The following is a 23,982-nucleotide window of genomic DNA, read 5'->3' as shown; positions in this document are numbered from 1 at the left end:
GCGAGGCGCGCTCAGGCGAGGCTGTCGATCTCTTCGTCCGACAGGTTCTGCGGCACCACCGTGACGGGAATCGGAAAGGCGGCGCCCTTGCCGGCGACCGCGCCGACCAGCGGCCCAGGCCCTTCCTTGCCGGCGCCTGCCGCCAGCACCAGGATGGCGATGTCCTGGTCTTCCTCGATCAGCTTGTGGATCTCTTCGGTCGGCTTGCCCTCGCGCACCACCAGTTCCGGCTCGATGCCGAGCTTCTGACGCACCTTGTTGGCGTAGCTGTCGAGTGCGGCACGCGCCGTGGCGGTCGCCTCCTCGCGCATGATCTTCTCGACGCCCAGCCAGTGCTGGAAATCATCCGGCTCGATGACATAGAGCAGCACCAGTACGCCGCCCGTGCTCTGCGCCCGCTTCGAGGCGTAGGCGACGGCGCGCTCGCATTCGGGCGTGTCGTCGATGATCGCCAGGAACTTGCGGCGATGACCGACTTCGCGGCTGAGGCGTTTGGAGACCATATTCACCCTGTTCGATGGTTTCGGCCGCAATCTGCCACCGCCACAGCCCGCCCGCAAGCGACCGGCGGCTGTGGCAATGCTGGTGCAGCTTAAAGCGCGTCGCGTTCGACCAGCGACGCGCTTCAGGTTCTTGTTTTATGCATGTCGTTATCGCAAAACCGCTGCACACTTTTGCGCGACATGCATTAGCCTTGCAGCAGGCCGATAATGTCGCGCACGGTCTTCATGGTCGCTTCGGCCAATGTGCCGGCACGCTCGCCGCCATCCCGCAGCACCGCGTCGACATAGGCGCGGTCAGCGGAGATGCGGCGCATCTCGCCGGCGATCGGCGCCAGCTTTTCCACGGCAAGATCGGCCAGCGCCGGCTTGAACACCGAAAACTGCTGGCCGCCGAACTCTTTCAGCACGGCCTCTTTCGAGATTTCGGCGAGGCCGGCATAGATGCCGACGAGGTTTTCCGCTTCCGGCCGGCCGGCAAGGCCGTCCAGTTCGCCGGGCAAAGCCTCCGGGTCGGTCTTGGCCTTGCGGATCTTCTTCGAGATGGCGTCGGCATCGTCGGTCAGGTTGATGCGCGACAGGTCCGACGGATCGGATTTCGACATCTTCTTCGAACCGTCGCGCAGCGACATGATGCGCGCTGCCGGGCCGCCGATGACCGGCTCGGTCAGCGGGAAATAGCCGTTCACTGTCTCTTCGCCGACCTGCATCTCGACGCCGACGCCAAGCGCTGCGATGCGGTCCGAAAAGTCGTTGTTGAATTTCTGCGCGATGTCGCGGGTCAGCTCCAGATGCTGCTTCTGGTCGTCGCCGACCGGCACGTGGGTGGCGCGGTAGACGAGGATGTCGGCGGCCATCAGGGAGGGATAGGCGAGCAGGCCGAGCGAGGCGTTCTCGCGGTCCTTGCCGGCCTTGTCCTTGAACTGCGTCATGCGGTTCATCCAGCCGATGCGCGCCACGCAGTTGAAGATCCAGGCAAGCTCGGCGTGCTGCATCACCCGCGACTGGTTGAAGACGATGTGCTTGGTCGGGTCGATGCCGGAGGCGAGAAACGCCGCGGTGATCGAACGCGTCTGGTCCTGAAGGTCCTCATAGACGAGCTGCGCGGTCAGCGAATGCAGGTCGACGACGCAATAGATGCAGTCGGAAGTGTCCTGCAGGGCGACGAATTTCTTGATGGCGCCGAGATAATTGCCGAGATGCAGATTGCCGGTTGGCTGGACGCCGGAAAAGACGAGCGGCTTGAAGGCGGGCTGGTTGAGGTCGGTCATAGTGTTTCCCTGGCTTGTGGAGGGCCGTTTCGCGCGCGGCGAAAGTCTTGCGACGGCGCGCTTATGGACGAGAGCGAGGAGGCGATCAAGAGGGGTATTGACTGGGCGCGCAGGCTTTGGCGTCGGCCGAGCAAGACGCCGCAGGAGGCTGATTGAAGGGGATGACGCCGACCAGAAACAAAAACCCGCCTTGCGGCGCGTTCCTCGGCGCCAATGAGCACCATACAGAAATTAGTAGCATAGCTGCCGGCACAAAGCAAGAACAAAATAGCTCGCCTCGGCAGTCGCTTCGATTTGGCTTAGGGCCACATTGACGGACTGATGTAGATAGCTACATAGTATTTGCTACACAGCGGAAGCAAAACAATGACGATCAACATCAACAACAAGGAAGCGGACAGCCTGACGCGGGCTTTTGCCAGGCTTGAAGGTGTCGGGATCACCGAGGCAATCGTGATCGCCATGCGCGAAGCTCTGGAGCGCCGACGCAATCGCGAGACGCCGCTGGAGACGGCGGCACGGCTCCGGGCCGAGTTCGGGATTGAGCTGAGCGAGCAGGCGCGCAAGCCGCTGCCGCGCTCGGTCTACGACGAATTGTCCGGCGAAGACTGATGTTCATCGATGCAGCCGCTATCGTCGCGATGCTGAGCCAGGAGGCCGAAGCCCAGCGCTGCGCGCAGGCGGTCATGAAAGCGTCGGCTCCGTTCACGTCGGCTATCGCGGTTTGGGAAGCCGCGATGGCGCTTTCGCGATCGGAAAAGCTGGCCGTACCGATCGCCACAAGCTTCAAGATAGTCAGCCGCTTTCTCGAAGAGCGTGGAATCACCTTGCGGGAGCTTCCGCCTCCCTCTGACGCAGCATCTCTGTCAGTCGAGGCTGCGTCGCGGTTTCGCAACAACGCTGGCCGCCTCAACATGGCCGACTGTTTCCACTACGCCTGTGCGCGCTACTACGCCGTTCCGATGCTTTCGACGGCGGACGAATTCCGCTTCACGGATCTGGAGACTGTTGCTTGACCGGCTGGGAGCCCTTGCGCCCGATATTGCGGCGGATCATGCCGAAATCGGCGCCGCCGGTGGCGAAGGCGGTGACGAAGTAAAGCAGCGCCCCGCCGGCGACGAGCGCAAGCAGGGTTACCGCCTTGATCACCAGCGGCGAGCCGGAGCCGAGACTTGCGGCGAACCAGTGTTCGGCAAAATAGAGCGCCGCGGCCATCACCGCCGCCGACAGCACCAGCCGCGGGATGCGTTTCATGAGCGGCACGTCGCGGCCCCAATGGCCGCGCCGGATCAGCACGGCGAGCAGCATCGCCGCATTGACCCAGCCTGCGACAGCGGAGGCAACGGCAATGCCGGGCGCGCCCATGGTCGGAAACAGCGTCAGCGCCGTCGTAATGTTAACCGCCACCGAGATGGCGGCAAAAATCATTGGCGTGCGTGTGTCCTCGCGGGCGAAATAGCCTGGGGTGAACGCCTTGATCAGCACGAAGGCCGGCAGGCCGAGGCCGAAGATCGCCAGGATTGCCGCGACCGTCGGCGTCGAATTGTTGGCGGCAAAGGCGCCGCGCTCATAGACCAGCCGCACGATCGGCTCGGACATGACCAGCAGCGCGGCCGCCGCCGGCAAGGTCATGAAAAGGGTAAACTCGACCGAGCGGTTCTGCAGATTGGCGGCCTCGACCAGATTGCCTGATTTCAGCGCCCGCGACAGTTCCGGCAAAAGCACGATGGCGACGGCGACGCCGACGACGCCCAGCGGCAGCTGGTAGACGCGGTCGGCATAGGCCAGCGACGACACCGCGCTGTCCTGCGCCGACGCGATCGCCGTGCCGATCAGCTGGTTGATCTGGGTGATGCCGCCGGTGATCGCCGCCGGCAGTGCCAGGATCAGCAGCCGCTTGACGTTCGGCGTCATCTTCGGCCGCCGGAAGCCGATCGAAATGCCGGCATGGCGCACCGCCGCCCAGACGATCGCCAGTTGCACCAGGCCGGCCGCCAGCACGCCCCAGGCCAGGCCGAAACCAACGGTGCGGGCGTCCGAACCCTTGTACCAGGCATAGGCGAGCACGGCGATGAGGATGACGTTGAGGAACACCGGCGCCACCGCAGCGGCGAAATAGCGGCGCAGCGAATTCAGCATGCCGGCCATCATGGCGCCGAGCGACATGCAGATCAGGTAGGGGAACATGACGGTCGCCAGCGCCACCGTCATCTCGAATTTTCCCGGCGTGTCGGCAAAGCCCGGCGCCACCAGGTAGCGCACGATCAGCGGCATCGCCAGTTCCATGGCGATGGTCAGCGCCAGAAGCGCCGTGAACAAGACGCCGAACACCTCTTCGGAAAAGCGCTTGGCGCCGTCGGTGCCGTGTGTCTCGATCTCCTTGGCGAACAGCGGCACGAAGGCGGCATTGAAGGCGCCTTCGGCGAACAGCCGGCGAAAGGTGTTGGGAAACTGGAAGGCGGCGTTGAAGGCGTCGGCGATCGGCCCGGTGCCGAGTGCGGCAGCCATCAGCATCTCGCGGCCGAAACCGAGGGCGCGGCTCATCAGCGTGCCGGAAGCGACCGTGGCGAATTTCTTGACAAGGCTCATGCGCTTGAAGACTGCCTGTGCGATTGGGGCAAATGGAAGGTAACCGTCACTCGGCGGCCGTTTTGGTCTTGCCGCGCTCGGACGCCGTGCCCTCGAGCACCGCGATCAGCCTGTTGCGGATAGTCGCGGTGCGCGACGGGCTGTCGATCTTCTGGCCAGTGAGATCGGTGACGTAGAACGTGTCGATGACTTTTTCGCCGAAGGTGGTGATGTGGGCCGAGGCGATGTCGAGCGACAGGTCCGACAACATGCCGGTGATCTCCGACAGAAGGCCCGGCCTGTCCAGCCCCTCGACCTCGATCNGAGCGACAGGTCCGACAACATGCCGGTGATCTCCGACAGAAGGCCCGGCCTGTCCAGCCCCTCGACCTCGATCACCGAGAACCGGTTCGACAGCGTGTTGCGGATCTCGGCGCGCGGCGGGATGCGGAAAACCTTGGCGCCGCGCCGCGGCTTGGTGCGCTTCTCGATCATTTCGGGCAGCCAGCTCTTGCCCGATAGCACGTCCTCGATCAGCCGGCCGACGCGCTCGGCGCGGCGGCGCTCGTCCTCGTCGAGGTCGAACTCCCTCGAGATCAGGATGGTGTCGAGCGCCCGACCATCCGAGGTGGTGAAGATCTGCGCGTCGACGATGTTGCCGCCGGCCGCGGCACAGGCGCCGGCAATCACCGAGAGCAGGCGCGGATGGTCCTGCGCCAGCACGGTGATCTCGGTTACCGCCTCGAACTGGTGGGTTTTCACCATGGTGGCGAGCTTCTTGCCGGCGTGATCGGCCTCGCGGATGAATTCGGCATGGCGGAGCTGGTCGGGCAGATCGACCGCCAGCAGATAGTTCTCGTAGTGCTGGCCGACATAACGCTTGCGTGCCTTTTCCGGCCAGTCGGCAAGCGCCTCGGCCAGTTGCTCGCGCGCCGCCGCCGTCCGCTTGGCGCGCGACACCTCCGAAAACCCGCCGGTCAACAAAAGCTCGGTCTCGTAATAGAGCGTACGCAGCAACTGGCCCTTCCAGCCGTTCCAGACCCCAGGCCCGACGCCGCGGATATCGCAGACGGTAAGCACAAGCAGCATCTTCAGCCGTTCGACCGACTGCACGATGGCGGCAAAATCCTCGATCGTCTTGCGGTCGTTGAGATCGCGGGTCTGCGCCGTCATCGACATGACGAGGTGGTTCTCGACCAGCCAGGCGACCGTTTCGGTGTCGGCCGGCGAGAGCCCCATATGCGGGCAGATGCGCCGGGCGATCCTGGCGCCGGCTTGCGAATGGTCCTCCGGCCTGCCCTTGGCGATGTCGTGCAGCAGCACGGCGACATAGAGCGCCTCGCGGCTCTTCTTCAGCCCCGGCATCAGCGAGTGGGCGAGTGGATGGATCTTTTCCCCGTCGCCGCGCTCGATCTCGGCCAGCACGCCGATGCAGCGGATCAAATGCTCGTCCACCGTATAGTGGTGATACATCGAGAACTGCATCATGGCGACGATCTTGCCGAAGTCCGGGATCAGCTTGGCAAGCAGTCCGGCCTCGTTCATGCGCCGCAGGTTTAGCTCGGCATTGCGGTCCGAGGTCAAGATATCGAGGAACAGCCGGTTGGCTTCCTCGTCGCGCCGCAGTGCCTTGCCGACGAGGCCGAGCGAACGGGTCAACAGCTTCAGCGCATCGGGGTGAAATTCCAGGCCATGCTTGTCGGCAAACCAGAACAGCCTGAGCAGGTTAACCGGATCGCGCTCGAACACCTCGTCGTCGGCAATGTTGATGCGGTGGTTGTCGACGATGAAATCGGCCGTGCCGGCGAGCTTGCGCTTGCGGCGCGAAAAGGTGAGGAAGATGCGGTTGAAGCCCGGCACATGCTTGGCCTGCTCTTCTTCCAGCGCGGCGCAGAAAATGCGGGTCAGGTCGCCGACATCCTTGGCGACGAGGAAGTAGTGCTTCATGAAGCGTTCGACCGCCGACAGGCCGGGATGGGTGGTGTAGCCCAGCCGCTCGGCAATGTCGCGCTGGATGTCGAAATGCAGCCGCTCCTCGGCCTTGCCGGTGAGGAAATGCATGTGGCAGCGCACCGCCCATAGGAAATCCTCGGCCTTCTGGAATTCCCTGTATTCGGCGTCGGTAAAGACGCCCTTGTCGACCAGTTCCTCGCCGGTGCGCACGCGGTAGAAATATTTGGCGATCCAGAACAGCGTCTGCAGGTCGCGCAGGCCGCCCTTGCCGTCCTTGACGTTGGGTTCGACCAGGTAACGGCTCTCGCCGGCCTTGGCGTGGCGCTCGTCGCGTTCGGCGAGCTTGGCCTGGACATATTCGGGGCCGGTGGTGCGCACCACCTCGTGGTCGAAGCGCTGCAAAAGCTCGTCATAGAGCTTTTGCTCGCCCCACAGGAAGCGCGCCTCCAGGATCGAGGTGCGGATGGTGATGTCGGTGCGCGACAGCCTGAGGCATTCGTCGATGTTGCGGGTGGCGTGGCCGACCTTCAGCCCGAGGTCCCACAGCATGTAGAGCATGTATTCGACGATCTGCTCGCCCCATGGCGTCTGCTTGTAGGGCAGCAGGAACAGCAGGTCGATGTCGGACCCGGGCGCCAGCGTACCACGGCCATAGCCGCCGACGGCCACGACCGCCATGCGCTCGGCCGATGACGGGTTTTTGACGCGATAGACATGGGTGGCGGCGAAGTCGTAGAGCGCGCGGATGATCTCATCCATCAGATGCGACAGCCGGGCGGCACAGGCGGTACCGCTGCCATCGTCCATCAGCATGCGTTCGGCGACCGTGCGGCCGTCGGCGAGCCGGCTTTTGAGAAGCTTGAGAACGCCGCTGCGCGCGGCCTTGCCCGAGCCGTCGCCTGCCGTGGCCGCGGTCAGTTCGATCATCTCGCGGCGCAAGGCTTCGCTGTCGATCAGTTCCTCGAGCTTCAGGGATATTCTTGCCATAGATGCCGTTCGGCCTCGCCGTTTCGGCGGCGTCTATAGCGCGTTTTCGCGGCGCTGGGTATGGGGCGGACGGACGCGTTCTCCGCAGCCGTGGAACGGGACGACTCATGCCCGCGGCCGGTGCAGTTTGGGGCCTGGCCACGAAAAATCGAAATCAGCCCTTGACCTTCCAGTTACTGGAAGCACTACCTCCGCCGCAACATCGAAATACAGGGGCTTTCGGCATGACGCATTCCGATCACCATCATCACGCCCATGGCAGCTGCTGCTCGCCAAAAGGCGTCTCCTCTGCTGCGGACGCCGTCGTCCGCGATCCGGTCTGCGGCATGACCGTCGATCCGGCTGCCGGCAAGCCAACGGCCGAGCATGACGGCCATCGCTATCATTTCTGCAGCGAGAGCTGCCGCGCGAAATTCGTCGCCGAGCCGGAAAAATACCTGACCGCAACCGATCCCGTCTGCGGCATGAGCGTCGATCGCGCCACGGCCAAGCACTTTTTGCGGCACGAGGGCCGGGGCTTCTATTTCTGCTCGGCCGGCTGCAAGGCGAAGTTCGAAGCCGGGCCGGCAAAATATCTCGGCGACAGGCCGGCGCCGCAGCCGATGCCCAAGGGCACGCAATACACCTGCCCGATGCATCCGGAAATCATCCGCGACAAGCCCGGCTCCTGCCCGATCTGCGGCATGGCGCTCGAACCGATGGGCGTGCCGACCGGCGACGAGGGACCTAACCCCGAACTGGTCGACTTCACCAGGCGCTTTTGGGTGAGCGCGGTGCTGTCCGTGCCGTTGCTGCTCATCGCCATGGCGCCGATGCTCGGCCTGACGTTTCAGGCCTTCATCGACGACCGCGCGAAGGTCTGGCTGGAGCTGGCGCTGGCCAGCCCGGTGGTGCTGTGGGCGGCATTCCCGTTCTTCCATCGCGGCTGGAACTCGGTCCTCAACCGCAGCCCCAATATGTGGACGCTGATTTCGCTCGGCGTCGGTGCCGCCTATCTCTACAGCGTCGTCGCCACGCTGTTTCCAGGCCTCTTTCCGCACCAGTTCCGCGGCCATGACGGCACCGTGCCGGTCTATTTCGAGGCGGCGGCGGTGATCGTTGCGCTGGTGTTCCTCGGCCAGGTGCTGGAATTGCGCGCCCGCGAGAAAACCGGCTCGGCGATCCGTGCGCTGCTCGACCTGGCGCCGAAGACGGCGCGGCTGATCGGCGCGGACGGTTCCGAAAACGACGTGCCGCTCGATACGGTCAAGGCCGGCGACCGCCTGCGCATCCGCCCCGGTGACGCCGTGCCGGTCGACGGCATTGTGCTCGAAGGACGCTCTTCCATCGATGAATCGATGATCACAGGCGAGCCGCTGCCGGTCGAGAAGACCGAAGGCGACAACCTCACCGGCGGCACGCTGAACAAGAACGGTTCGCTGATCATGCGCGCCGAAAAGATCGGCGCCGAGACGACGCTGGCGCGCATCGTCGAGCTGGTCGCCAAGGCGCAGCGTTCACGCGCGCCGATCCAGGGGCTGGCCGACCGCGTCTCGTTCTACTTCGTCCCGGCCGTCGTGCTGGTCGCGATCATTGCGTTTGTCGCCTGGGCGATCGTCGGACCGGAACCCAGCCTGGTGTTTGCCATCGTCTCGGCGGTCTCGGTGCTGATCATCGCCTGCCCGTGCGCGCTCGGCCTTGCCACGCCCATGTCGATCATGACCGCCACCGGGCGCGGCGCGCATGCCGGCGTGCTGATCAAGGAAGCGGCGGCGCTCGAGCGCTTTGCCTCGGTCGATACGCTGATCGTCGACAAGACGGGAACGCTGACCGAAGGCCGGCCCAAACTGACCGACGTCATCGCGGTCGAAGGCATGGCACAGGACGAGCTGCTGGCGCTCGCCGCCGGTCTCGAAAAAGGCTCGGAGCATCCGCTGGCCGAGGCGATCGTCGAAGGCGCCCGCGAACGCGGCGTGAAGGTCCCCGACGCCGGCGGTTTCGAGGCCGTCACCGGCAAGGGCGTTTCCGGCACGGTCTCGGGGCAGAAGGTAGCGCTCGGCAATGCCGCGATGATGGTCGATCTCGGCATCGAGACGGCTTCGGTCCTGGCCAGCGCCGAGGCGCTGCAGGCCGATGGCAAGACCGTGATGTTCGTCGCTGTCGCAGGCAAGCTCGCCGGTCTCGTCGCCGTTGCCGACCCGATCAAGGCGACCACCGCCGAGGCGATCAAGGCGCTGCATGACAGCGGGCTGAAGATCGTCATGGCGACGGGCGACAATGAGCGCACCGCCAAGGCCATCGCAGCCAAGCTCGGCATCGACGAGGTGCGTGCCGGGCTTTTGCCCGAGCAGAAGGGTGCGCTGGTCGAGGAATTGCGTGCAAACGGCGCCGGCGTCGCCATGGCCGGCGACGGCGTCAACGATGCGCCAGCGCTGGCCGCCGCCGATGTCGGCATCGCCATGGGCACAGGCGCCGATGTTGCGGTCGAAAGTGCGGGAATTACGCTGGTCAAGGGCGATCTCAACGGCATCGTCAGGGCGAGGACGCTGGCCCGCGCGACGATCCGCAACATCCGCCAGAACCTGTTTTTCGCTTTCCTCTACAATGTGCTTGGTGTGCCGGTTGCTGCCGGCGTGCTTTATCCGCTCACCGGCACGCTGCTGTCGCCGATGATTGCGGCGGCGGCGATGAGCCTGTCTTCGGTTTCGGTGATCGCCAACGCATTGCGGCTCAGGACGTTGAAACTCTGAGTAAAACTTCCAGATAGACCCTGTTCAAAAAAGGAGACGACGAATGACGTTGGCCAAGAAGATCGTGCTGCTGATGATGGCGGCGGGAATGCTGCTTGCCGTTTTCCTCGAAAGCGTTCCGGCGCAGGCCGAGGAGATGAAGCACGACATGGGCGCAATGGGTGCGCAGAGTCCCTCGACCGAGGGCTACAAGGCGGCGATGGACAAGATGCATACCGACATGATGGCAATCGAATATTCCGGCAATGCCGATGTCGATTTCGCCCGCGGCATGATCCCGCATCACCAGGCTGCCATCGACATGGCCAAGGTCGAGCTCGCCAATGGCAAGGACCCGGAAATCCGCAAGCTGGCGGAAGCAGTGATCGCCGCGCAGCAAGCCGAGATCAAGCAGATGCAGGACTGGCTCGCCGCCCATCCGGTGAAGTAGGCGTCACGCTGCCGGGGAATCCGGGCGAGAGGCCTCACCTGGATTTCTGCTTCACCTGGATTTGCCTTGGCGACTATGGTGCTATCCGGGCCTCGGACTGGAGCATGCCATGCCATCGACGATAAGAACGACCACCCTGCCCTGCGGCGAAGCCGTGCCGGTGCTCGGCCAGGGCACCTGGAAGATGGGCGAAGACGGCCGCCGCCGTGGCGACGAGGCCAATGCCCTGAAGCTCGGGCTGGATCTCGGCATGACGCTGATCGACACCGCCGAAATGTATGCCAGCGGCGGCGCCGAGGAGGTGGTGGCGGAGGCCATCGCCGGTCGCCGCGACGAGGTTTTCCTGGTCTCCAAAGTACTGCCGTCCAATGCCTCGCGCGCCGGCGTGAAACGGGCATGCGAGAACAGCCTGAGGCATCTCGCCACCGACCGCATCGATCTCTATCTCTTGCATTGGCCGGGCAGCGTTCCTTTGATGGAAACGGTAGAGGCGTTCGAAGCGTTGAAGGCGGCCGGCAAGATCCGCCACTGGGGCGTCAGCAATTTCGATACCGGCGAGATGGAGGAGCTGGTCCGGTTGCCGGCCGGCGGCAACGTCCGAACCAACCAGGTGCTCTACAATCTGTCGCAGCGCGGCGTCGAGTTCGACCTCGCCCCGTGGAGCCGGCAACGCGGCATGCCGCTGATGGCCTATTCGCCGGTCGATCAGGGGGTATTGGCGCGCAACGCCAGGTTAGATGCCATCGCCGCCCGCCACGGTGCGACGCCGGCGCAGATCGCGCTTGCCTGGGTGATGGCGCAGGACGGGGTGATTGCCATTCCGAAGGCCAGTCGCCCGGACCATGTCCGGCAGAATGTCGCGGCGTTGGAGATCGCGCTCACGAGCGAAGATTTCGCCGAAATTGATCGCGCTTTTCCGCCGCCGAGGCGGAAGTCGGGCCTGGCGATGATTTGAGGGGTGGGGCGGAAGGCAAGCCAAAGCAGCGTTCCGTCACACCCCCCTCTGTCCTGCCGGACATCTCCCCCTCAAAGGGGGGAGATTGGATTTCGCATCGGCTTTCGCCAACTTCGAACGTCGAAGGAAAAGCGCTGTCAGCGAAACTGCCAATCTCCCCCCTTGAGGGGGAGATGTCCGGCAGGACAGAGGGGGGTGCCGTAGAGCGCTATCGGACGAGCACTACTTCCCCACCATCCCCTTCAGCCGGTACAGCGCCTCCAGCGCCTCCCTTGGCGTCATCTCGTCGGGATTGATCTCCGCTAGCGCCAAACCCAGCCCATCACTCTTCGCCGGCTTCGACGCTTCCCGCTGCGCCGCCACGGAAAACAGCGGCAGGTCGTCGACCAGACGGTTGGCCTTGCCCGAGACCTCGCCGGCCTCGAGTTGGTGCAGCACTTCCTTGGCCCGGCCGACCACCGCTTCCGGCAGGCCGGCCAGCCGCGCTACCTGGACGCCGTAGGAACGGTCGGCCGCACCCTTGCCGACCTCGTGCAGGAAGACCACGTCGCCCTCCCATTCCTTGACCCGCATGGTGACGTTGGAGAGCCGCGGCAGTTTTCCGGCCAGCGCCGTCATTTCGTGGAAATGCGTGGCGAAGATCGCCCGGCAGCGGTTTTTCTCGTGCAAATATTCGACCGCCGCCCAGGCGATCGACAGGCCGTCGAAGGTGGCGGTGCCGCGGCCGATCTCGTCGAGGATGACCAGTGCGCGTTCGCCTGCCTGGTTGAGGATCGCCGCCGTCTCGACCATCTCGACCATGAAGGTGGAGCGGCCGCGCGCCAGATCGTCGGAGGCGCCGACCCGCGAAAACAGCCGGTCGACGACGCCGATATGGGCTGATGCCGCCGGCACGAAGGAGCCGGTCTGGGCGAGGATGGCGATCAGCGCGTTTTGCCTGAGGAAGGTCGATTTGCCGCCCATATTGGGGCCGGTCAGCAGCCAGATCGCGCCGGCCTTGGCATCGCCTTGCGGCGACAGATCGCAATCATTGGCGACGAACGGGCCTTCGCCGGAACGCCGCAGCGCCTGTTCGACCACCGGATGACGTCCACCCGAAATCTCGAAGGCAAGGCTCGCATCGACCAGCGGCCGGCACCAGGCCTCGCTCTCGGAAAGCAAGGCAAGTGCGGCCGAAACGTCGAGCGCGGCGAGCGCTTCGGCGCCGGCACGGATCGTGTCGGCCTGGCCGACCACTTCCGCCGTCAGCGCCTCGAAAGCGGCAAGCTCGATCGCCAGAGCCCGGTCGGCGGCGTTGGCGATCTTGGTTTCCAGTTCGGCGAGTTCCGTGGTGGTGAAGCGCATGGCGTTGGCCATGGTCTGGCGATGGATGAAGCGCGCCTTGGCGCCGTCGCTGCCGGTCATCAGCGCATGGTGGTTAGCGGTGACTTCGATATAATAGCCCAGCACATTGTTGTGCCTGATCTTCAGCGAGCGGATGCCGGTCTCGTCGATCAGCGAACGCTCCAGCCCGGCGATCACCTTTCGCGACTCGTCGCGCAGTGCCCGCATCCCGTCGAGTTCGGCGTGGTAGCCGCCGCGGACGAAGCCGCCGTCGCGCTTGAGCAACGGCAGCTCGTCGCTGAGCGCCTGTGCCAGATGGGTCGCCAGTTCATTAGGCAGTGCCTTGATAGCTCCCAACGCCGTGGTCAGTTCGCCCGGCAAGGCGGTTTGGCCGAACAGTTCGGCGATGGCGCCGGCCGCTTCGAAACCGGCGCGCAGCGCGCCGAGGTCGCGCGGGCCGCCGCGGTTGAGCGCCAGCCTGGACAGCGCCCGCGGCATGTCGGCGACGCTCTTCAGGCTTGCCCGCACCGCCTGGCAAAGGCGCGTCTCGGAGCGGAAGAACGACACCGAGTCCAGCCTTGCAGCGATTGCCGCCGGGTCGGTCAGCGGCGCCATCAAGCGGTCGGCGAGCAGCCTTGCGCCGCCACCGGTCACCGTGCGGTCGATCGCCTTGAACAGCGACCCGTCGCGGCTCCCGGACAGCGTGCGCAGCAGCTCCAGATTGGCGCGCGTCGCCGGGTCGATGAACAGCGTCGAACCCTGCTCCTCGCGTTCCGGCCGCGACAGCGGTGGCCGTTCGGCCTTCTGCGTCTTCTCGACATAGGCGATGACGCCTGAGATCGCCGACAGTTCGGCGCGCGAAAACGCGCCGAAACTATCCGGCGTTGCCACGTCGAAGAAGCGGGCGATGCGGCCGGCGGCCGAAGCCGAATCGAACAGCGACGGCGGCTGCGGGCTGGCGACGCGGCCGAGCACGTCGAAGACCGGTTTCAGCTCCCGGTCGTAAAACACCGGTTCGGCGACGATCAGCTCGCGCGGATCGACGCGGAAGACATCGGCGAGCAGCCGGTCGGCGGTTGTCTCGGCGACGCGGAAGACACCGGTCGAGATCTCGATCCAGGCTAGGGCGAAACTTCCTTGGTTCCCTGTCGCGCTGCCGCGCTCCCCGCCTCTTGTATCGCTGCTGCCGCCCTTGACCCGTCCCAGCGCCATCAGAAAACTCGATTCCGACGGCGCCAGCAATTTGTCTTCGGTGATGGTGCCGGGCGTTACAAGCCGCACCACGTCGCGGCGCACCACCGATTTGCCGCCGCGCTTCCTGGCCTCCGCCGGATCCTCGATCTGCTCGCAGACAGCGACGCGGAACCCCTGGCCGATCAGCTTCTGCAGATAATCGTCGGCGGCATGCACCGGTACGCCGCACATCGGGATGTCGAGCCCCTGGTGCTTGCCGCGCTTGGTCAGCACGATGCCGAGTGCCCGGCTCGCCTTCTCGGCATCGTCGAAGAACAGCTCGTAGAAATCGCCCATGCGGTAGAACAGCAGCGAATCCGGGTTCGCCGCCTTGATCTCGATATACTGCTCCATCATCGGCGTCGCCGGCGCGAAGGCTGGCGTGGCGTTGTCGCTTCGAATGGGCGTCTCGTCGTTCAAGAAGCTGCTTCCAAAATTTTCCAAGCCATGCTTGGCGGTTTACAGCGGCGAAGTGTAGCCTTAATCCCGAACCTTCCACAAAAGAAAGCATGCGCACCCATCTCAAGCGGTGCCGTACGGGCGAGGAAACCAAAAGTACCATGGCCAAGAAAACCGAAAGCAACGGGCCCTCCGTCAGCGCCCAGGAGGCATTGGAATTCCACGCCATGGGCCGTCCGGGCAAGCTGGAGATCGTCGCCACAAAACCGATGGCGACGCAGCGCGATCTCAGCCTCGCCTATTCGCCGGGCGTCGCCGTGCCGGTTCTCGCCATCGCCGAGGACCCGAGCCGCGCCTTCGACTACACGGTTCGCGGCAACATGGTCGCCGTCATCTCCAACGGCACCGCTATCCTCGGCCTCGGCAATCTCGGCGCGCTGGCCTCCAAGCCGGTGATGGAAGGCAAGGCGGTGCTGTTCAAGCGCTTCGCCGATGTCGATTCCATCGACCTCGAGGTCGATACCGAGGATGCCGACGAATTCATCAACTGCGTGCGCTTTCTCGGCCCCTCCTTCGGCGGCATCAACCTCGAGGACATCAAGGCGCCGGAGTGCTTCATCATCGAGCAGCGGCTGCGCGAGCTGATGGACATCCCGGTCTTCCATGACGACCAGCACGGCACCGCCATCATCTCGGCCGCCGGCCTGATCAACGCGCTGGAAATCACCGGCCGCGACATGAAGACCACGAAAATGGTCTGCAACGGCGCCGGTGCTGCCGGCATCGCCTGCATCGAATTGATGAAGGCGATGGGCTTTGCGCCTGAGAATATCATCCTTTGCGACACCAAGGGCGTCGTCTTCCAGGGTCGCACCGAAGGCATGAACCAGTGGAAATCGGCGCACGCCGTGAAAACCGGCGCGCGCTCGCTGGCCGAGGCGCTGGACGGCGCCGACGTGTTCCTCGGCCTCTCGGCCAAAGGCACGCTGACCACCAAAATGGTGCAGTCGATGGCCAAGAACCCGATCATCTTCGCCATGGCCAATCCCGACCCCGAGATCACGCCGGAGGAAGTCGCCGAGATCCGCACCGACGCCATCATGGCGACGGGACGGTCCGACTATCCCAACCAGGTCAACAACGTGCTTGGCTTCCCCTACATCTTCCGCGGCGCGCTGGATGTGCGGGCGACCACCATCAACGACGACATGAAGATCGCCGCGGCCAAAGCGCTCGCCGAACTGGCGCGCCAGGACGTGCCCGACGACGTCGCCGCCGCCTATCAGGGCATGCGGCCGAAATTCGGCCCCAACTACATCATCCCGGTGCCGTTCGACCCGCGCCTGATCTCGGCCATTCCGATTGCGGTGGCCAAAGCGGCGATGGACTCCGGCGTCGCGCGCAAGCCGATCCTCGATCTCGACCGCTACGCGCAGGAGCTTTCCGCCCGCCGCGACCCGATCGCCTCGACGCTGCAGCGCATCTACGACCGGGTGCGCCGCCAGCCCAAGCGCATCGTCTTTGCCGAGGGCGAGGAGGAGCAGGTGATGCGCGCCGCCGTCTCCTATGTGAACCAGCGGCTCGGCACCGCCATCCTGCTCGGCCGCGACGACATCATCAAGGAAAACGCCAGGAATGCCGGCATCGATCTCGGCAAGCAAGGCATCGAGATCATCAATGCGCGGCTGTCGCGGCGCAACTCGGTCTACACCGATTATCTCTACGAGCGCATGCAGCGCAAAGGCTTTCTGTTCCGCGACTGCCAGCGGCTGATCAACAACGACCGCAACCATTTCGCCGCCTGCATGGTGGCGCTGGGCGATGCCGACGGCATCGTCACCGGCGTTACCCGTAACTATTCGACGGCGCTCGACGATATCCGCCGCGTCATCGACGCAAGGCCCGGCCATTGCGTCATCGGCGTGTCGATCGTGCTGGCGCGCGGTCGCACCGTCCTCGTTGCCGACACCGCGGTGCACGACATGCCGGATGCCGTCGAGATCGCCGACATCGCCGAGGAGGCCGCCGGCTTCGCCCGCCGCATGGGCTACGAGCCGAGGCTCGCCATGCTCGCCTATTCAACCTTCGGCCATCCGCAGGGCGAGCGCTCCGAGCGCGTCCAGGAAGCGGTGCGCATCCTCGACAAGCGCCGCGTCGATTTCGAGTATGACGGCGAGATGGCCGCCGACGTGGCGCTCAACGCCCGCGCCATGGCGCAGTACCCGTTCATCAGGCTGACCGGCCCGGCCAATGTGCTGGTCATGCCGGCCTTCCACTCGGCCTCGATCTCGACCAAGATGCTGCAGGAGCTCGGCGGCTCGACCGTCATCGGCCCGCTGCTGGTCGGCCTCAACAAGCCGGTTCAGATCGTCTCGCTGAATGCGAAGGACTCGGACATCGTCAATATGGCGGCGATTGCGGCTTATAGCGCTGGGGCTTGAGGAGCGGGGGCAGCAGCAGCGCCTCTCCCCTTCTCCCCCTGTGGGAGAAGGTGGCCGAGCGAAGCTCGGTCGGATGAGGGGTGTTCCAGCTTGGCACCGGCAGCACTCCGTCCAGCACCCCTCAACCGTCTCGGCGCTGCGCGCCGATCCACCTTCTCCCACAGGGGGAGAAGGAAAGAGGCGCCGCTCTACAGCAGCCCGGCCTGCTCGGCCTCTCTGCGCAAATTCTGGCGTGGCCTTGGGCCGATTTGCTGGATGACCAGCCCGGCTGCCAGCGAGCCGAGATCGCCGCACTGCTTCAGGCTGCGGCCTTGCGTGTAGCCGTAGAGGAAGCCGGCGGCGTAGAGGTCGCCGGCGCCAGTGGTGTCGACCAGCTCGCGGATCCTGGTCGCCTCGATGATGACGGTCTCGTCGCCGCGCACGATGACCGAGCCCTTTTCCGAGCGGGTGACGGCGGCGATCTTGCAATCCTTGCGGATCTGGGCCAGCGCCTCGTCGAAGGACGCGGTCTGGTAGAGCGATTTGATCTCGTGGCTGTTGGCAAAGACGATGTCGACGGTGCCGAAGCGCATCAGGTCGAGGAACTCGTCGCGGTAGCGGTCGACGCAGAACGAGTCCGACAATGTCATCGACACTTCGCGCCCGGCGGCATGGGCGAGCTTCGCCGTCTGCCGGATCGCCTCCTTGGCGCGCGGCGGGTCCCACAGATAGCCCTCGAAATAGGTGACCGCCGCGCCCGAGGCCTTGTCGGCCTCGACGTCCTCCGGGCCGAGCTCGACGCAGGCGCCGAGATAGGTGTTCATCGAGCGCTCGCCGTCCGGTGTGACGAAGATCATCGAGCGCGCCGTCGGTGGTTCGCCGTTGAGCGGCTTTGTGTCGAAGGCGACGCCCTGGGCATGGATGTCATGCGCATAGATTTCGCCGAGTGCGTCGTTGGAGACCTTGCCGAAGAAGGCGGCGCGGCCGCCGAAGGAGGCGACGCCCGCCGCCGTGTTGCCGGCACTGCCGCCGGAGGCTTCGATGGCCGGGCCCATGCGGCTGTAGAGCAGTTCGGCGCGCCTCGTGTCGATCAAATTCATCGCGCCCTTGATGATGCCGTTGGTCTCCAGGAACGCCTCGTCGCACTGGGCGATGATGTCGACGATGGCATTTCCGATACAAAGCACGTCATAGTCCGGCATCAATTCATGTCTCCGCCAAAAACCCACCGGCTTTCTGCCACGCCGGGCGCGGGCGGGTCTAGCGGTTTGATGCGGCTTTGCCTAGGCCGCGAGTTATAAATCCGGGCAGAACGCAGATGCTTCGTATCGCGCGGTTTGCGCTTGTCTCGCGACCTGTCTCCGCCTATCCCGAAATATCGCCGATGGGCCTCGTTTGACATGGAATTGGAAACGCCGTGATCCTCGACGCCGCCCGTGCCGCCTTGAGCCGGCTGTTCTCGCCCGAATTCCGTTCCGTGTTCCTGAAGACGTTTGCGCTGACCTTGCTGGCGCTGGCGGCGCTTTGGTTCGGGATCAAGAGCCTGTTCGAATGGCTGGCCTGGCCGTGGATCGATGCATGGCTGCCCGCCCTACCCTCCTGGGTCGGATGGCTGGGCGCCGTCGTCGCCGGCATCGGCCTTGCGCTGGGCTTGGCGCTGCTCATCGCGCCGGTGACGGCGATCATCGCCGGCCTGTTCCTCGACGACGTCGCCGAAGTGGTCGAGCGCACGGATTATCCAAACGACCCGCCCGGCCGCGCCGTGCCGGCGTTGCGCTCCCTGGTGCTGGCGATCCGGTTTTTCGGCGTCGTCATCCTCGGCAACATCGTCGCCCTGCTGCTGCTCTTGGTGCCGGGCATCAACATTGCCGCTTTCTTCGTCGTCAACGGCTATCTGCTCGGGCGCGAGTTCTTCGAGTTCGCCGCCATGCGCTTTCGCCCGGAGGCCGAGGCCAAGGCGCTGCGCAGAAAGCACTCCATCACCGTGTTCCTGGCCGGGCTGGTGGTCGCCGCTTTCCTCGCCGTGCCGCTGCTCAACCTTCTGACGCCGCTGTTCGCCGCCGCCATGATGGTGCATCTGCACAAGGCGATCTCGGCACGGGAAGGGAGCTAGCGCAGCAGAAAGCCGCGCCCCAGTTCATCATCGTCCTCGACGATGAATTCGGCCCGCCCTGAGTAATAGGCGCGGCCGCCGACGCGGGCGATGATGGCGTCATGCGGCCCGGCTGTGGCCGTGCGTACGACGGCGCCGGAAAAGCGCGAGCCGGCGATGCTCTCGAACAGCCGCGTTCGGCCAATCTCGATCTGGCCCTTGGCGTGCATGGCCGCCAGCCGCGCGGTGACGCCGGAGCCGGTCGGCGAACGGTCGACCTCGGCCTCGGCGAAAACGCAGATGTTTTTGGTCGGCGTATCGGAGAACGCATCCTGTCCGTCGGTCAGGATGGTGCCGTAGAGAAAGGCGAGATCGGCATGGTCGGGATGCGACAGCGGCAATTCGGCCTTCAGCTTATCAGTCAGCGCGGTCGCTGCATCGACGAAATCGCGGACGCGGTTCCTGCCGAATTCCAGCCCGAACTGGCGGCAGTCGGCCAGTGCATAGAAGGCCCCGCCATAGGCGATGTCGAAGCCGACCGGACCATAGCCCGGCAGCTCGATCCGCTGGTCGCCGGCGAACAGAAACGCCGGCACGCTTTCGAAGGACACCGCGCCGGCCTTGCCATCCTTTACCTCGACCGCAGCCGAAATCAGCCCGCATGGCGCCTCGATACTGACGGTCGTCATCGGCTCGCGTGGCGCCACCAGCCGCTCGTCGACGGAGTAGCGGCCGAGCGCGACGATGGCGTGGCCGCACATCGTCGAATAGCCCTCATTGTGCATGAACAGCACCGCGAGGTCGGCGCCCGGCAGGTCGGGCTCCACCAGCAGCGCGCCATACATGTCGTAATGTCCGCGCGGCTCGAACATCAGGATCTTTCTGAGATGATCGAGATGGTCGCGCACATAGGCACGCTTTTCGAGGATCGTGCCCTTGGGAATGTCGGGGTAGCCGCCGGTGACGATCCGCAGCGGCTCGCCGCCGGTGTGCATGTCGACGACGGTGAGCGTCATTCGCCGGGCCCCGTCTAGGCGGAAGATTTGGCAAACAGCGCCTGCAGCTTGCCGAACGGCATGGCGGCGCGGGTGAAGCCGAAGGTGCCATCCTGCTGGATCTCGCGCGCCGCGGTCTCCAGCATGCCGAAGGCGAAATTGGTCAGCCATGGGCCGAGCGAGATGCGCTTCACCCCCGCCATGGCAAGATCGGCGATGGTGAAGCCGGGCCTGGCCATGACGTTCACGGGCTTGGTCAGCGCCGAGCAGACGGTTCGCACCATCTCGATGTCGCCCAGGCCCGGTGCATAGAGCACGTCGGCACCGGCTTTCTCGAAGGCCTGCAGCCGCTTGATCGTGTCGTCGAGGTCGGGCTTGCCCCACAGGAAATTCTCGGCCCGCGCGGTGAAGACGAAATCGCGTTTCAGTGCCCGTGCCGCTTCCGCCGCCGCCGCGACGCGATCGACGGCATGCGAAAAATCATAGATCGGCTTGGCGGGCTCGCCGGTATGGTCCTCGATCGAGCAGCCGGCGAGGCCAGCCGCCTCGGCGGCGAAGATGGTCTCGCCGGCACTTGTCGCGCTGTCGCCCTTGCCCTTTTCGAGATCGGCCGAAACCGGCAGCCCGGTCGCCGCTGACACTTCACGGCAATGATGGATCATCGCCTCGAACGTCACCGCGCCGTCGGGCAGGCCGCGCGAAAAGGCAAAGCCGGCGCTGGTCGTGGCCAGCGCCTTGAAGCCGAATGAGGCCAAGAGCTTGGTCGTGCCGACGTCCCATGAATTGGCCATGACGAAGATCGATGTATGCAGGTCGCGAAAAATCTTGCCCTTATCCATGGATGCTCCCCTCCGGTGCGGACTATGAAGGAAATTCTAGCCCGGCGGAACGCGCCGGGCAAACAAATGCGGTTGGCTCAGAAGCGTTTGGCGTTCTCTCCTGCCAATCGGTCCAGCGCATCGGAATCCTTGACGTAACGCGAAGCGTTTTTGTCCCAATGATAGGTGACGGAAATGTCGCGCGAAGACGCCTCTGGCGGCGGCTGGCCGTCGCAGCTTTCATCGCCCGGCACTGTCGCGTCGGTCACCGTAACCTTGATGGCTGCATAGGGCTGGCCGTCGGCAATCGCCTGGAAGGCCGCATTCTGCGTCCTTCGGTTGGTGCAGAGGTTTTCGTCGAACGCATAGATCATGTCGATCAGCTCGAACCTGTCGTTGCGGACCATGACCAGCGGCGCGATCACATAGCCCTGGCTCGAATTGAAATGCGTGCTCGTGGTGATGATGACGTCATCGCCGGGCCCGATCGACAGCTTGCCCGGATCGCGAAAGTAGGTGCTGCGGTCGACGGCAACGTTGACCGCGTCGAGCAAGGCCGGCTTGCCGGTGATGTCGTAGAGTGCCAGCACGGCATAACCCTCGGCGCTGTCAGGCGAGTCGCCGAGGTCGAGCAGCATCGCCAGCCGGTCCTTGCCGCCGGCCTTGATGTCGAGCACGTCGCCGCTGGAAAGACCCGAGGTCGCCGGCGGCGAGCCGTCGTAGTCCGGTCCAGCGATGTGGCGCATCTCGATCGGAATCGAACCCCGGAAAAAGCCATCCTTGTCCGCGGCCAGATCGGGAATGACCATCCTGGCGAGATCGAGATAGGTGACATCGCCGTGGCCGGGGACGGCGCTGCCGAGCTCCGGGAAGCTGACGGCCTCCGCGCCGGCCGTCGTCCAAAGACAGGGCAGCAGCAGGCAAGCAACGATGAAACGAAGCAGGGAGAAGGTCATGCGCGCGCGCTCGTTATGTCGGGCGCGCGCAAGCTATAGCATTTTGCGGCCAAGAGGAAACACCTGGCGTTGCCTCACTATGTTGGTTTGGCTTGGCTCGCCAGGGTCTGCTGGAAAACCGCCACCAGCTGATCCATGGCGGCTGCGAGCCACGTGCCGAGTTCGTCGGGCAGAGTATCGTGAATCCAGACCAGGCGGCTCCGGCCCTCGCCCTCGGCAAAGACCTGCATGGAGGTGTTATCGTGAGTGACCTCGTCGCCGAGCCATCCCCACACGATCCGCCGGCCCTGCTCGTCGCGGGCGATGAGCCGCTCTCGCACGATCTTGCCGTCGGCGAAAGTAAGGACCCGTACGTCGCCCTCATCCACCCGGCAGTCGACGAAAACGCCTGGGGCTATCCGTTGGGCGCCGCCGGCGAAGTCGCCCACCGTCGCCTATACGCTTTCCGGTGAAGCATCTACGATGATTTCCCTGACTATCGAAGCCATGTTTCGCCTTCCCTTCGTTAACAGGTAGACCTGTCTGTCTACATGTGGATGTATACAGACCTGTCTGCTATACGGTCAAGGCATGTCCGCAGCCCGAATCAACGATCGTCCCGAAAGTCTTGCGCGCCGCCGCATCCTCGATACGGCGACCGCGCTGTTTTCTCTGGAGGGGGTGCGCACAGTCGGCATCGACCGCATCATCGCCGAGGCCGGCGTTGCCAAGGCGACGTTCTATCATCACTTCGCGGCCAAGGACGATCTCGTCCGCGCCTACATCGAGGAGCTCAGCAAGGAAAGACGGGCGGCAATAGCGAGCCTTGGCCGGCGGCCACCTCGCCAGATGATCCTTGCCATATTCGATCTCATTGCCGACGCGGCGGATCAGCCGGGCTACCGCGGCTGCCCGTTCCAGAACGCCGCTGCCGAATACCCCGACGCGAGGAGCCCGGTTCGCCAGGCAATCGATAAGCATCGTCACTGGAAGTGGGGCATCCTCAGGGATCTGCTGATCGCTGACGCAAATCCCGATCCGGACCGCACCGCAGACGCGCTAACAGTGGCGGCCGACGGCCTGCTTGTCGTCAGTCATCTCGACAGGCCGGCCAATCTGCGCAGTCTGATACGCGACACGGTCGACCGACTACTTGGGGCGCCGCGCCCGGTCTGAGATCGGGCGCGCATGCAGCTTGCGCAAAGGCGATCAGTGGATTGGCACCAGCCCGGCCAGTTTACGCATGTCGTCGAACAGGATGCCGCCGGCTTCGATCAGCCCGTCGCGGTCGGAAAGCGGGTCGCCGTGGTAGGAATAGACGCGCATGCCAGCGGCGATGCCGGCTGCCGTGCCGGCGACGCTGTCCTCAATGACGATGCAGTCGGCGGGCGCGAAGCCCATCGTCGCTGCCGCATGCAGGAAGAGGTCGGGGAACGGCTTGCCGTGCGCGACCATGGTCGAGCTGAACAGCGCATGCTCGAACAGCGGCAGCAGTCCGGTCTGGCCGAGCGTGATGTGCATTTTGGACACCCGTGCCGACGAGGCGACACAGGTGGCGATGCCGGCGGCGTGCACGGTTTCGATGAACTCGCGAACGTAGGGGATGGCCTCGACGCCATGCGCGAACAGGTCCGGCAGGCCGGCGTTCCAACGCTCGACGAAATCGGCGCCGAGGCTGACGCCGGTCGCCTCGACTTCCTTCTGCACCGAGACCATGCTGCGGCCGGAGAAATTCTTGCGGCAATATTCGAAGCTGGCCGGAAAGCCGGCCGCGGTCAGCCACTCGGCGAGGCGCCGATTGGCCAAGTTCTCGGTGTCGACCAGAACCCCGTCGCAATCGAAGATGACGAGCTTGGGTATTTTCATCAGGCCGTGCCGGTCGATCCGAAGCCGCCCGAGCCGCGCGTTGTGCCGCCAGCCAATGTGCGCTCCTCGACGGTCGCCTGCGTCACCGGGGCGAAGACGATCTGGGCGATCCGCATGCCGCGCGTCACCGCGAAATCCTCGTCGCCGAGATTGATCAGCAGCACCTTGACCTCGCCGCGATAGTCGCTGTCGATGGTGCCCGGCGTGTTGAGGCAGGTGAGCCCGTGCTTGAAGGCGAGGCCGGAACGCGGCCGGACCTGGCCCTCGACGCCCTCCGGAATTTCCAGGATCAGCCCGGTCGGCACCAGCGCGCGCTTTCCCGGCAGAATCAAGAGCGGCCTGTCGTCCGGGACGGCGGCGCGCAGGTCCATGCCGGCGGCGCCCGAGCTCTCATAGGCAGGAAGCGGCAATCCCTCGCCATGCGGCAGCCTGACGAAGCCGACAGCCGGACCGATGACGGAGGTGGGATAAAGTGCTGCGCGCATGAGGCTGATCCTATCGTCGCGAA

At 64.8% G+C, this 23,982-nt stretch carries 19 protein-coding genes and 1 pseudogene; 8 read left to right on the top strand and 12 right to left on the bottom strand.

What is annotated here, in order from left to right; all coding sequences use genetic code 11:
* Positions 1–11: 11 nt before the first annotated feature.
* Together X773_RS52355 and trpS are read right to left on the bottom strand one after the other, a co-directional pair.
* Complete coding sequence (locus X773_RS52355) at positions 12–503, bottom strand: universal stress protein (RefSeq protein ID WP_023676385.1); 492 nt, start codon at positions 501–503, stop codon at positions 12–14.
* A gap of 185 nt (positions 504–688) precedes the next feature.
* On the bottom strand, positions 689–1,771 hold the full coding sequence (gene trpS, locus X773_RS52350; RefSeq protein WP_023676384.1) for a tryptophan--tRNA ligase: 1,083 nt from the start codon (positions 1,769–1,771) through the stop codon (positions 689–691).
* A 366-nt stretch (positions 1,772–2,137) separates the two neighbouring features.
* Between trpS and X773_RS52345 the strand changes: the two genes are divergently transcribed.
* Both X773_RS52345 and X773_RS52340 read left to right on the top strand, forming a co-directional pair.
* Positions 2,138–2,383 (top strand): type II toxin-antitoxin system VapB family antitoxin, encoded by a 246-nt coding sequence (locus X773_RS52345; RefSeq protein WP_023676383.1) that lies wholly within the window; start codon positions 2,138–2,140, stop codon positions 2,381–2,383.
* Entirely contained in the window at positions 2,383–2,787 is a 405-nt protein-coding gene (locus tag X773_RS52340; protein ID WP_023676382.1) for a type II toxin-antitoxin system VapC family toxin, read from the top strand. Before X773_RS52345 ends, X773_RS52340 begins: the two co-directional genes overlap by 1 nt.
* On the opposite strand, the gene murJ is transcribed toward X773_RS52340, so the two are convergent.
* Together murJ and X773_RS52330 are read right to left on the bottom strand one after the other, a co-directional pair.
* A complete protein-coding gene (murJ, locus tag X773_RS52335; RefSeq protein WP_023676381.1) occupies positions 2,762–4,360 on the bottom strand; it encodes a murein biosynthesis integral membrane protein MurJ in 1,599 nt (532 codons plus the stop codon). The genes X773_RS52340 and murJ overlap by 26 nt on opposite strands.
* A gap of 46 nt (positions 4,361–4,406) precedes the next feature.
* Positions 4,407–7,279: pseudogene (locus X773_RS52330) on the bottom strand ([protein-PII] uridylyltransferase).
* Between the two features lie 224 nt (positions 7,280–7,503).
* On the opposite strand from X773_RS52330, the gene X773_RS52325 reads away from it, so the two are divergent.
* The 3 genes from X773_RS52325 (at position 7,504) to X773_RS52315 (ending at position 11,393) form a co-directional block, all read left to right on the top strand.
* A complete protein-coding gene (locus X773_RS52325) occupies positions 7,504–10,008 on the top strand; it encodes a heavy metal translocating P-type ATPase (protein WP_023676380.1) in 2,505 nt (834 codons plus the stop codon).
* Positions 10,009–10,051: 43 nt separating this feature from the next.
* Positions 10,052–10,438 (top strand): DUF305 domain-containing protein, encoded by a 387-nt coding sequence (locus X773_RS52320; RefSeq protein ID WP_023676379.1) that lies wholly within the window; start codon positions 10,052–10,054, stop codon positions 10,436–10,438.
* A 109-nt stretch (positions 10,439–10,547) separates the two neighbouring features.
* Positions 10,548–11,393: an aldo/keto reductase gene (locus X773_RS52315; protein WP_023676378.1), complete on the top strand. Its 846-nt coding sequence runs from the start codon at positions 10,548–10,550 to the stop codon at positions 11,391–11,393.
* Positions 11,394–11,615: 222 nt separating this feature from the next.
* Here the strand turns inward: X773_RS52315 and mutS are convergent, their stop codons facing one another.
* Positions 11,616–14,306 carry a DNA mismatch repair protein MutS gene (mutS, locus tag X773_RS52310; protein ID WP_036238417.1) on the bottom strand — a complete coding sequence of 897 codons (2,691 nt, stop codon included), beginning with the start codon at positions 14,304–14,306 and terminating at the stop codon, positions 11,616–11,618.
* Between the two features lie 203 nt (positions 14,307–14,509).
* Here mutS and X773_RS52305 point away from each other — a divergent pair, with 203 nt between their 5' ends.
* Positions 14,510–16,789, top strand: coding sequence for an NADP-dependent malic enzyme (locus X773_RS52305; protein WP_023676376.1), 2,280 nt, complete (start codon positions 14,510–14,512; stop codon positions 16,787–16,789).
* Between the two features lie 188 nt (positions 16,790–16,977).
* On the opposite strand, the gene X773_RS52300 is transcribed toward X773_RS52305, so the two are convergent.
* Positions 16,978–17,970, bottom strand: coding sequence for an adenosine kinase (locus X773_RS52300; RefSeq protein ID WP_023676375.1), 993 nt, complete (start codon positions 17,968–17,970; stop codon positions 16,978–16,980).
* A 215-nt stretch (positions 17,971–18,185) separates the two neighbouring features.
* Here X773_RS52300 and X773_RS0137770 point away from each other — a divergent pair, with 215 nt between their 5' ends.
* The gene (locus X773_RS0137770) at positions 18,186–18,881 is read left to right on the top strand and encodes a sulfate transporter family protein (protein WP_031211686.1); all 696 of its coding nucleotides are present in this window, start codon (positions 18,186–18,188) and stop codon (positions 18,879–18,881) included.
* On the opposite strand, the gene X773_RS52295 is transcribed toward X773_RS0137770, so the two are convergent.
* The 4 genes from X773_RS52295 to X773_RS52280 all read right to left on the bottom strand — a co-directional run bounded on the left by X773_RS52295 (position 18,878) and on the right by X773_RS52280 (position 22,057).
* The gene (locus tag X773_RS52295; RefSeq protein WP_023676374.1) at positions 18,878–19,876 is read right to left on the bottom strand and encodes a proline racemase family protein; all 999 of its coding nucleotides are present in this window, start codon (positions 19,874–19,876) and stop codon (positions 18,878–18,880) included. The genes X773_RS0137770 and X773_RS52295 overlap by 4 nt on opposite strands.
* 14 nt (positions 19,877–19,890) lie before the next feature.
* Positions 19,891–20,694, bottom strand: a complete 804-nt coding sequence (locus X773_RS52290) for an oxaloacetate decarboxylase (protein ID WP_023676373.1) — start codon at positions 20,692–20,694, stop codon at positions 19,891–19,893.
* 77 nt (positions 20,695–20,771) lie between these two features.
* Entirely contained in the window at positions 20,772–21,629 is an 858-nt protein-coding gene (locus X773_RS52285; RefSeq protein ID WP_023676372.1) for a hypothetical protein, read from the bottom strand.
* Positions 21,630–21,706: 77 nt separating this feature from the next.
* Positions 21,707–22,057, bottom strand: coding sequence for an SRPBCC family protein (locus tag X773_RS52280; RefSeq protein ID WP_198023552.1), 351 nt, complete (start codon positions 22,055–22,057; stop codon positions 21,707–21,709).
* A 142-nt stretch (positions 22,058–22,199) separates the two neighbouring features.
* Between X773_RS52280 and X773_RS52275 the strand changes: the two genes are divergently transcribed.
* Positions 22,200–22,784: a TetR/AcrR family transcriptional regulator gene (locus tag X773_RS52275; protein ID WP_023676371.1), complete on the top strand. Its 585-nt coding sequence runs from the start codon at positions 22,200–22,202 to the stop codon at positions 22,782–22,784.
* 33 nt (positions 22,785–22,817) lie between these two features.
* Here the strand turns inward: X773_RS52275 and X773_RS52270 are convergent, their stop codons facing one another.
* A complete protein-coding gene (locus tag X773_RS52270; RefSeq protein ID WP_023676370.1) occupies positions 22,818–23,474 on the bottom strand; it encodes an HAD family phosphatase in 657 nt (218 codons plus the stop codon).
* Positions 23,474–23,959 (bottom strand): dUTP diphosphatase, encoded by a 486-nt coding sequence (dut, locus tag X773_RS52265; protein ID WP_023676369.1) that lies wholly within the window; start codon positions 23,957–23,959, stop codon positions 23,474–23,476. Before dut ends, X773_RS52270 begins: the two co-directional genes overlap by 1 nt.
* Positions 23,960–23,982 lie beyond the last annotated feature (23 nt).

The sequence above is a fragment of the Mesorhizobium sp. LSJC280B00 genome, assembly GCF_000502835.1.
GTDB lineage: Bacteria > Pseudomonadota > Alphaproteobacteria > Rhizobiales > Rhizobiaceae > Mesorhizobium.
Note: the sequence above shows the minus strand (reverse complement) of the source record. Positions and strands in the feature narration are given on the sequence as shown.

Bases quoted from the DNA above. Each gene is read 5' to 3' on its own strand.
- X773_RS52355 (WP_023676385.1), bottom strand. From the start codon at position 503: ATGGTCTCCAAACGCCTCAGCCGCGAAGTCGGTCATCGCCGCAAGTTC.
- trpS (WP_023676384.1), bottom strand. From the start codon at position 1,771: ATGACCGACCTCAACCAGCCCGCCTTCAAGCCGCTCGTCTTTTCCGGC.
- X773_RS52345 (WP_023676383.1), top strand. From the start codon at position 2,138: ATGACGATCAACATCAACAACAAGGAAGCGGACAGCCTGACGCGGGCT.
- X773_RS52340 (WP_023676382.1), top strand. From the start codon at position 2,383: ATGTTCATCGATGCAGCCGCTATCGTCGCGATGCTGAGCCAGGAGGCC.
- murJ (WP_023676381.1), bottom strand. From the start codon at position 4,360: ATGAGCCTTGTCAAGAAATTCGCCACGGTCGCTTCCGGCACGCTGATG.
- X773_RS52325 (WP_023676380.1), top strand. From the start codon at position 7,504: ATGACGCATTCCGATCACCATCATCACGCCCATGGCAGCTGCTGCTCG.
- X773_RS52320 (WP_023676379.1), top strand. From the start codon at position 10,052: ATGACGTTGGCCAAGAAGATCGTGCTGCTGATGATGGCGGCGGGAATG.
- X773_RS52315 (WP_023676378.1), top strand. From the start codon at position 10,548: ATGCCATCGACGATAAGAACGACCACCCTGCCCTGCGGCGAAGCCGTG.
- mutS (WP_036238417.1), bottom strand. From the start codon at position 14,306: ATGATGGAGCAGTATATCGAGATCAAGGCGGCGAACCCGGATTCGCTG.
- X773_RS52305 (WP_023676376.1), top strand. From the start codon at position 14,510: ATGGCCAAGAAAACCGAAAGCAACGGGCCCTCCGTCAGCGCCCAGGAG.
- X773_RS52300 (WP_023676375.1), bottom strand. From the start codon at position 17,970: ATGCCGGACTATGACGTGCTTTGTATCGGAAATGCCATCGTCGACATC.
- X773_RS52295 (WP_023676374.1), bottom strand. From the start codon at position 19,876: ATGACGCTCACCGTCGTCGACATGCACACCGGCGGCGAGCCGCTGCGG.
- X773_RS52290 (WP_023676373.1), bottom strand. From the start codon at position 20,694: ATGGATAAGGGCAAGATTTTTCGCGACCTGCATACATCGATCTTCGTC.
- X773_RS52285 (WP_023676372.1), bottom strand. From the start codon at position 21,629: ATGACCTTCTCCCTGCTTCGTTTCATCGTTGCTTGCCTGCTGCTGCCC.
- X773_RS52275 (WP_023676371.1), top strand. From the start codon at position 22,200: ATGTCCGCAGCCCGAATCAACGATCGTCCCGAAAGTCTTGCGCGCCGC.
- X773_RS52270 (WP_023676370.1), bottom strand. From the start codon at position 23,474: ATGAAAATACCCAAGCTCGTCATCTTCGATTGCGACGGGGTTCTGGTC.
- dut (WP_023676369.1), bottom strand. From the start codon at position 23,959: ATGCGCGCAGCACTTTATCCCACCTCCGTCATCGGTCCGGCTGTCGGC.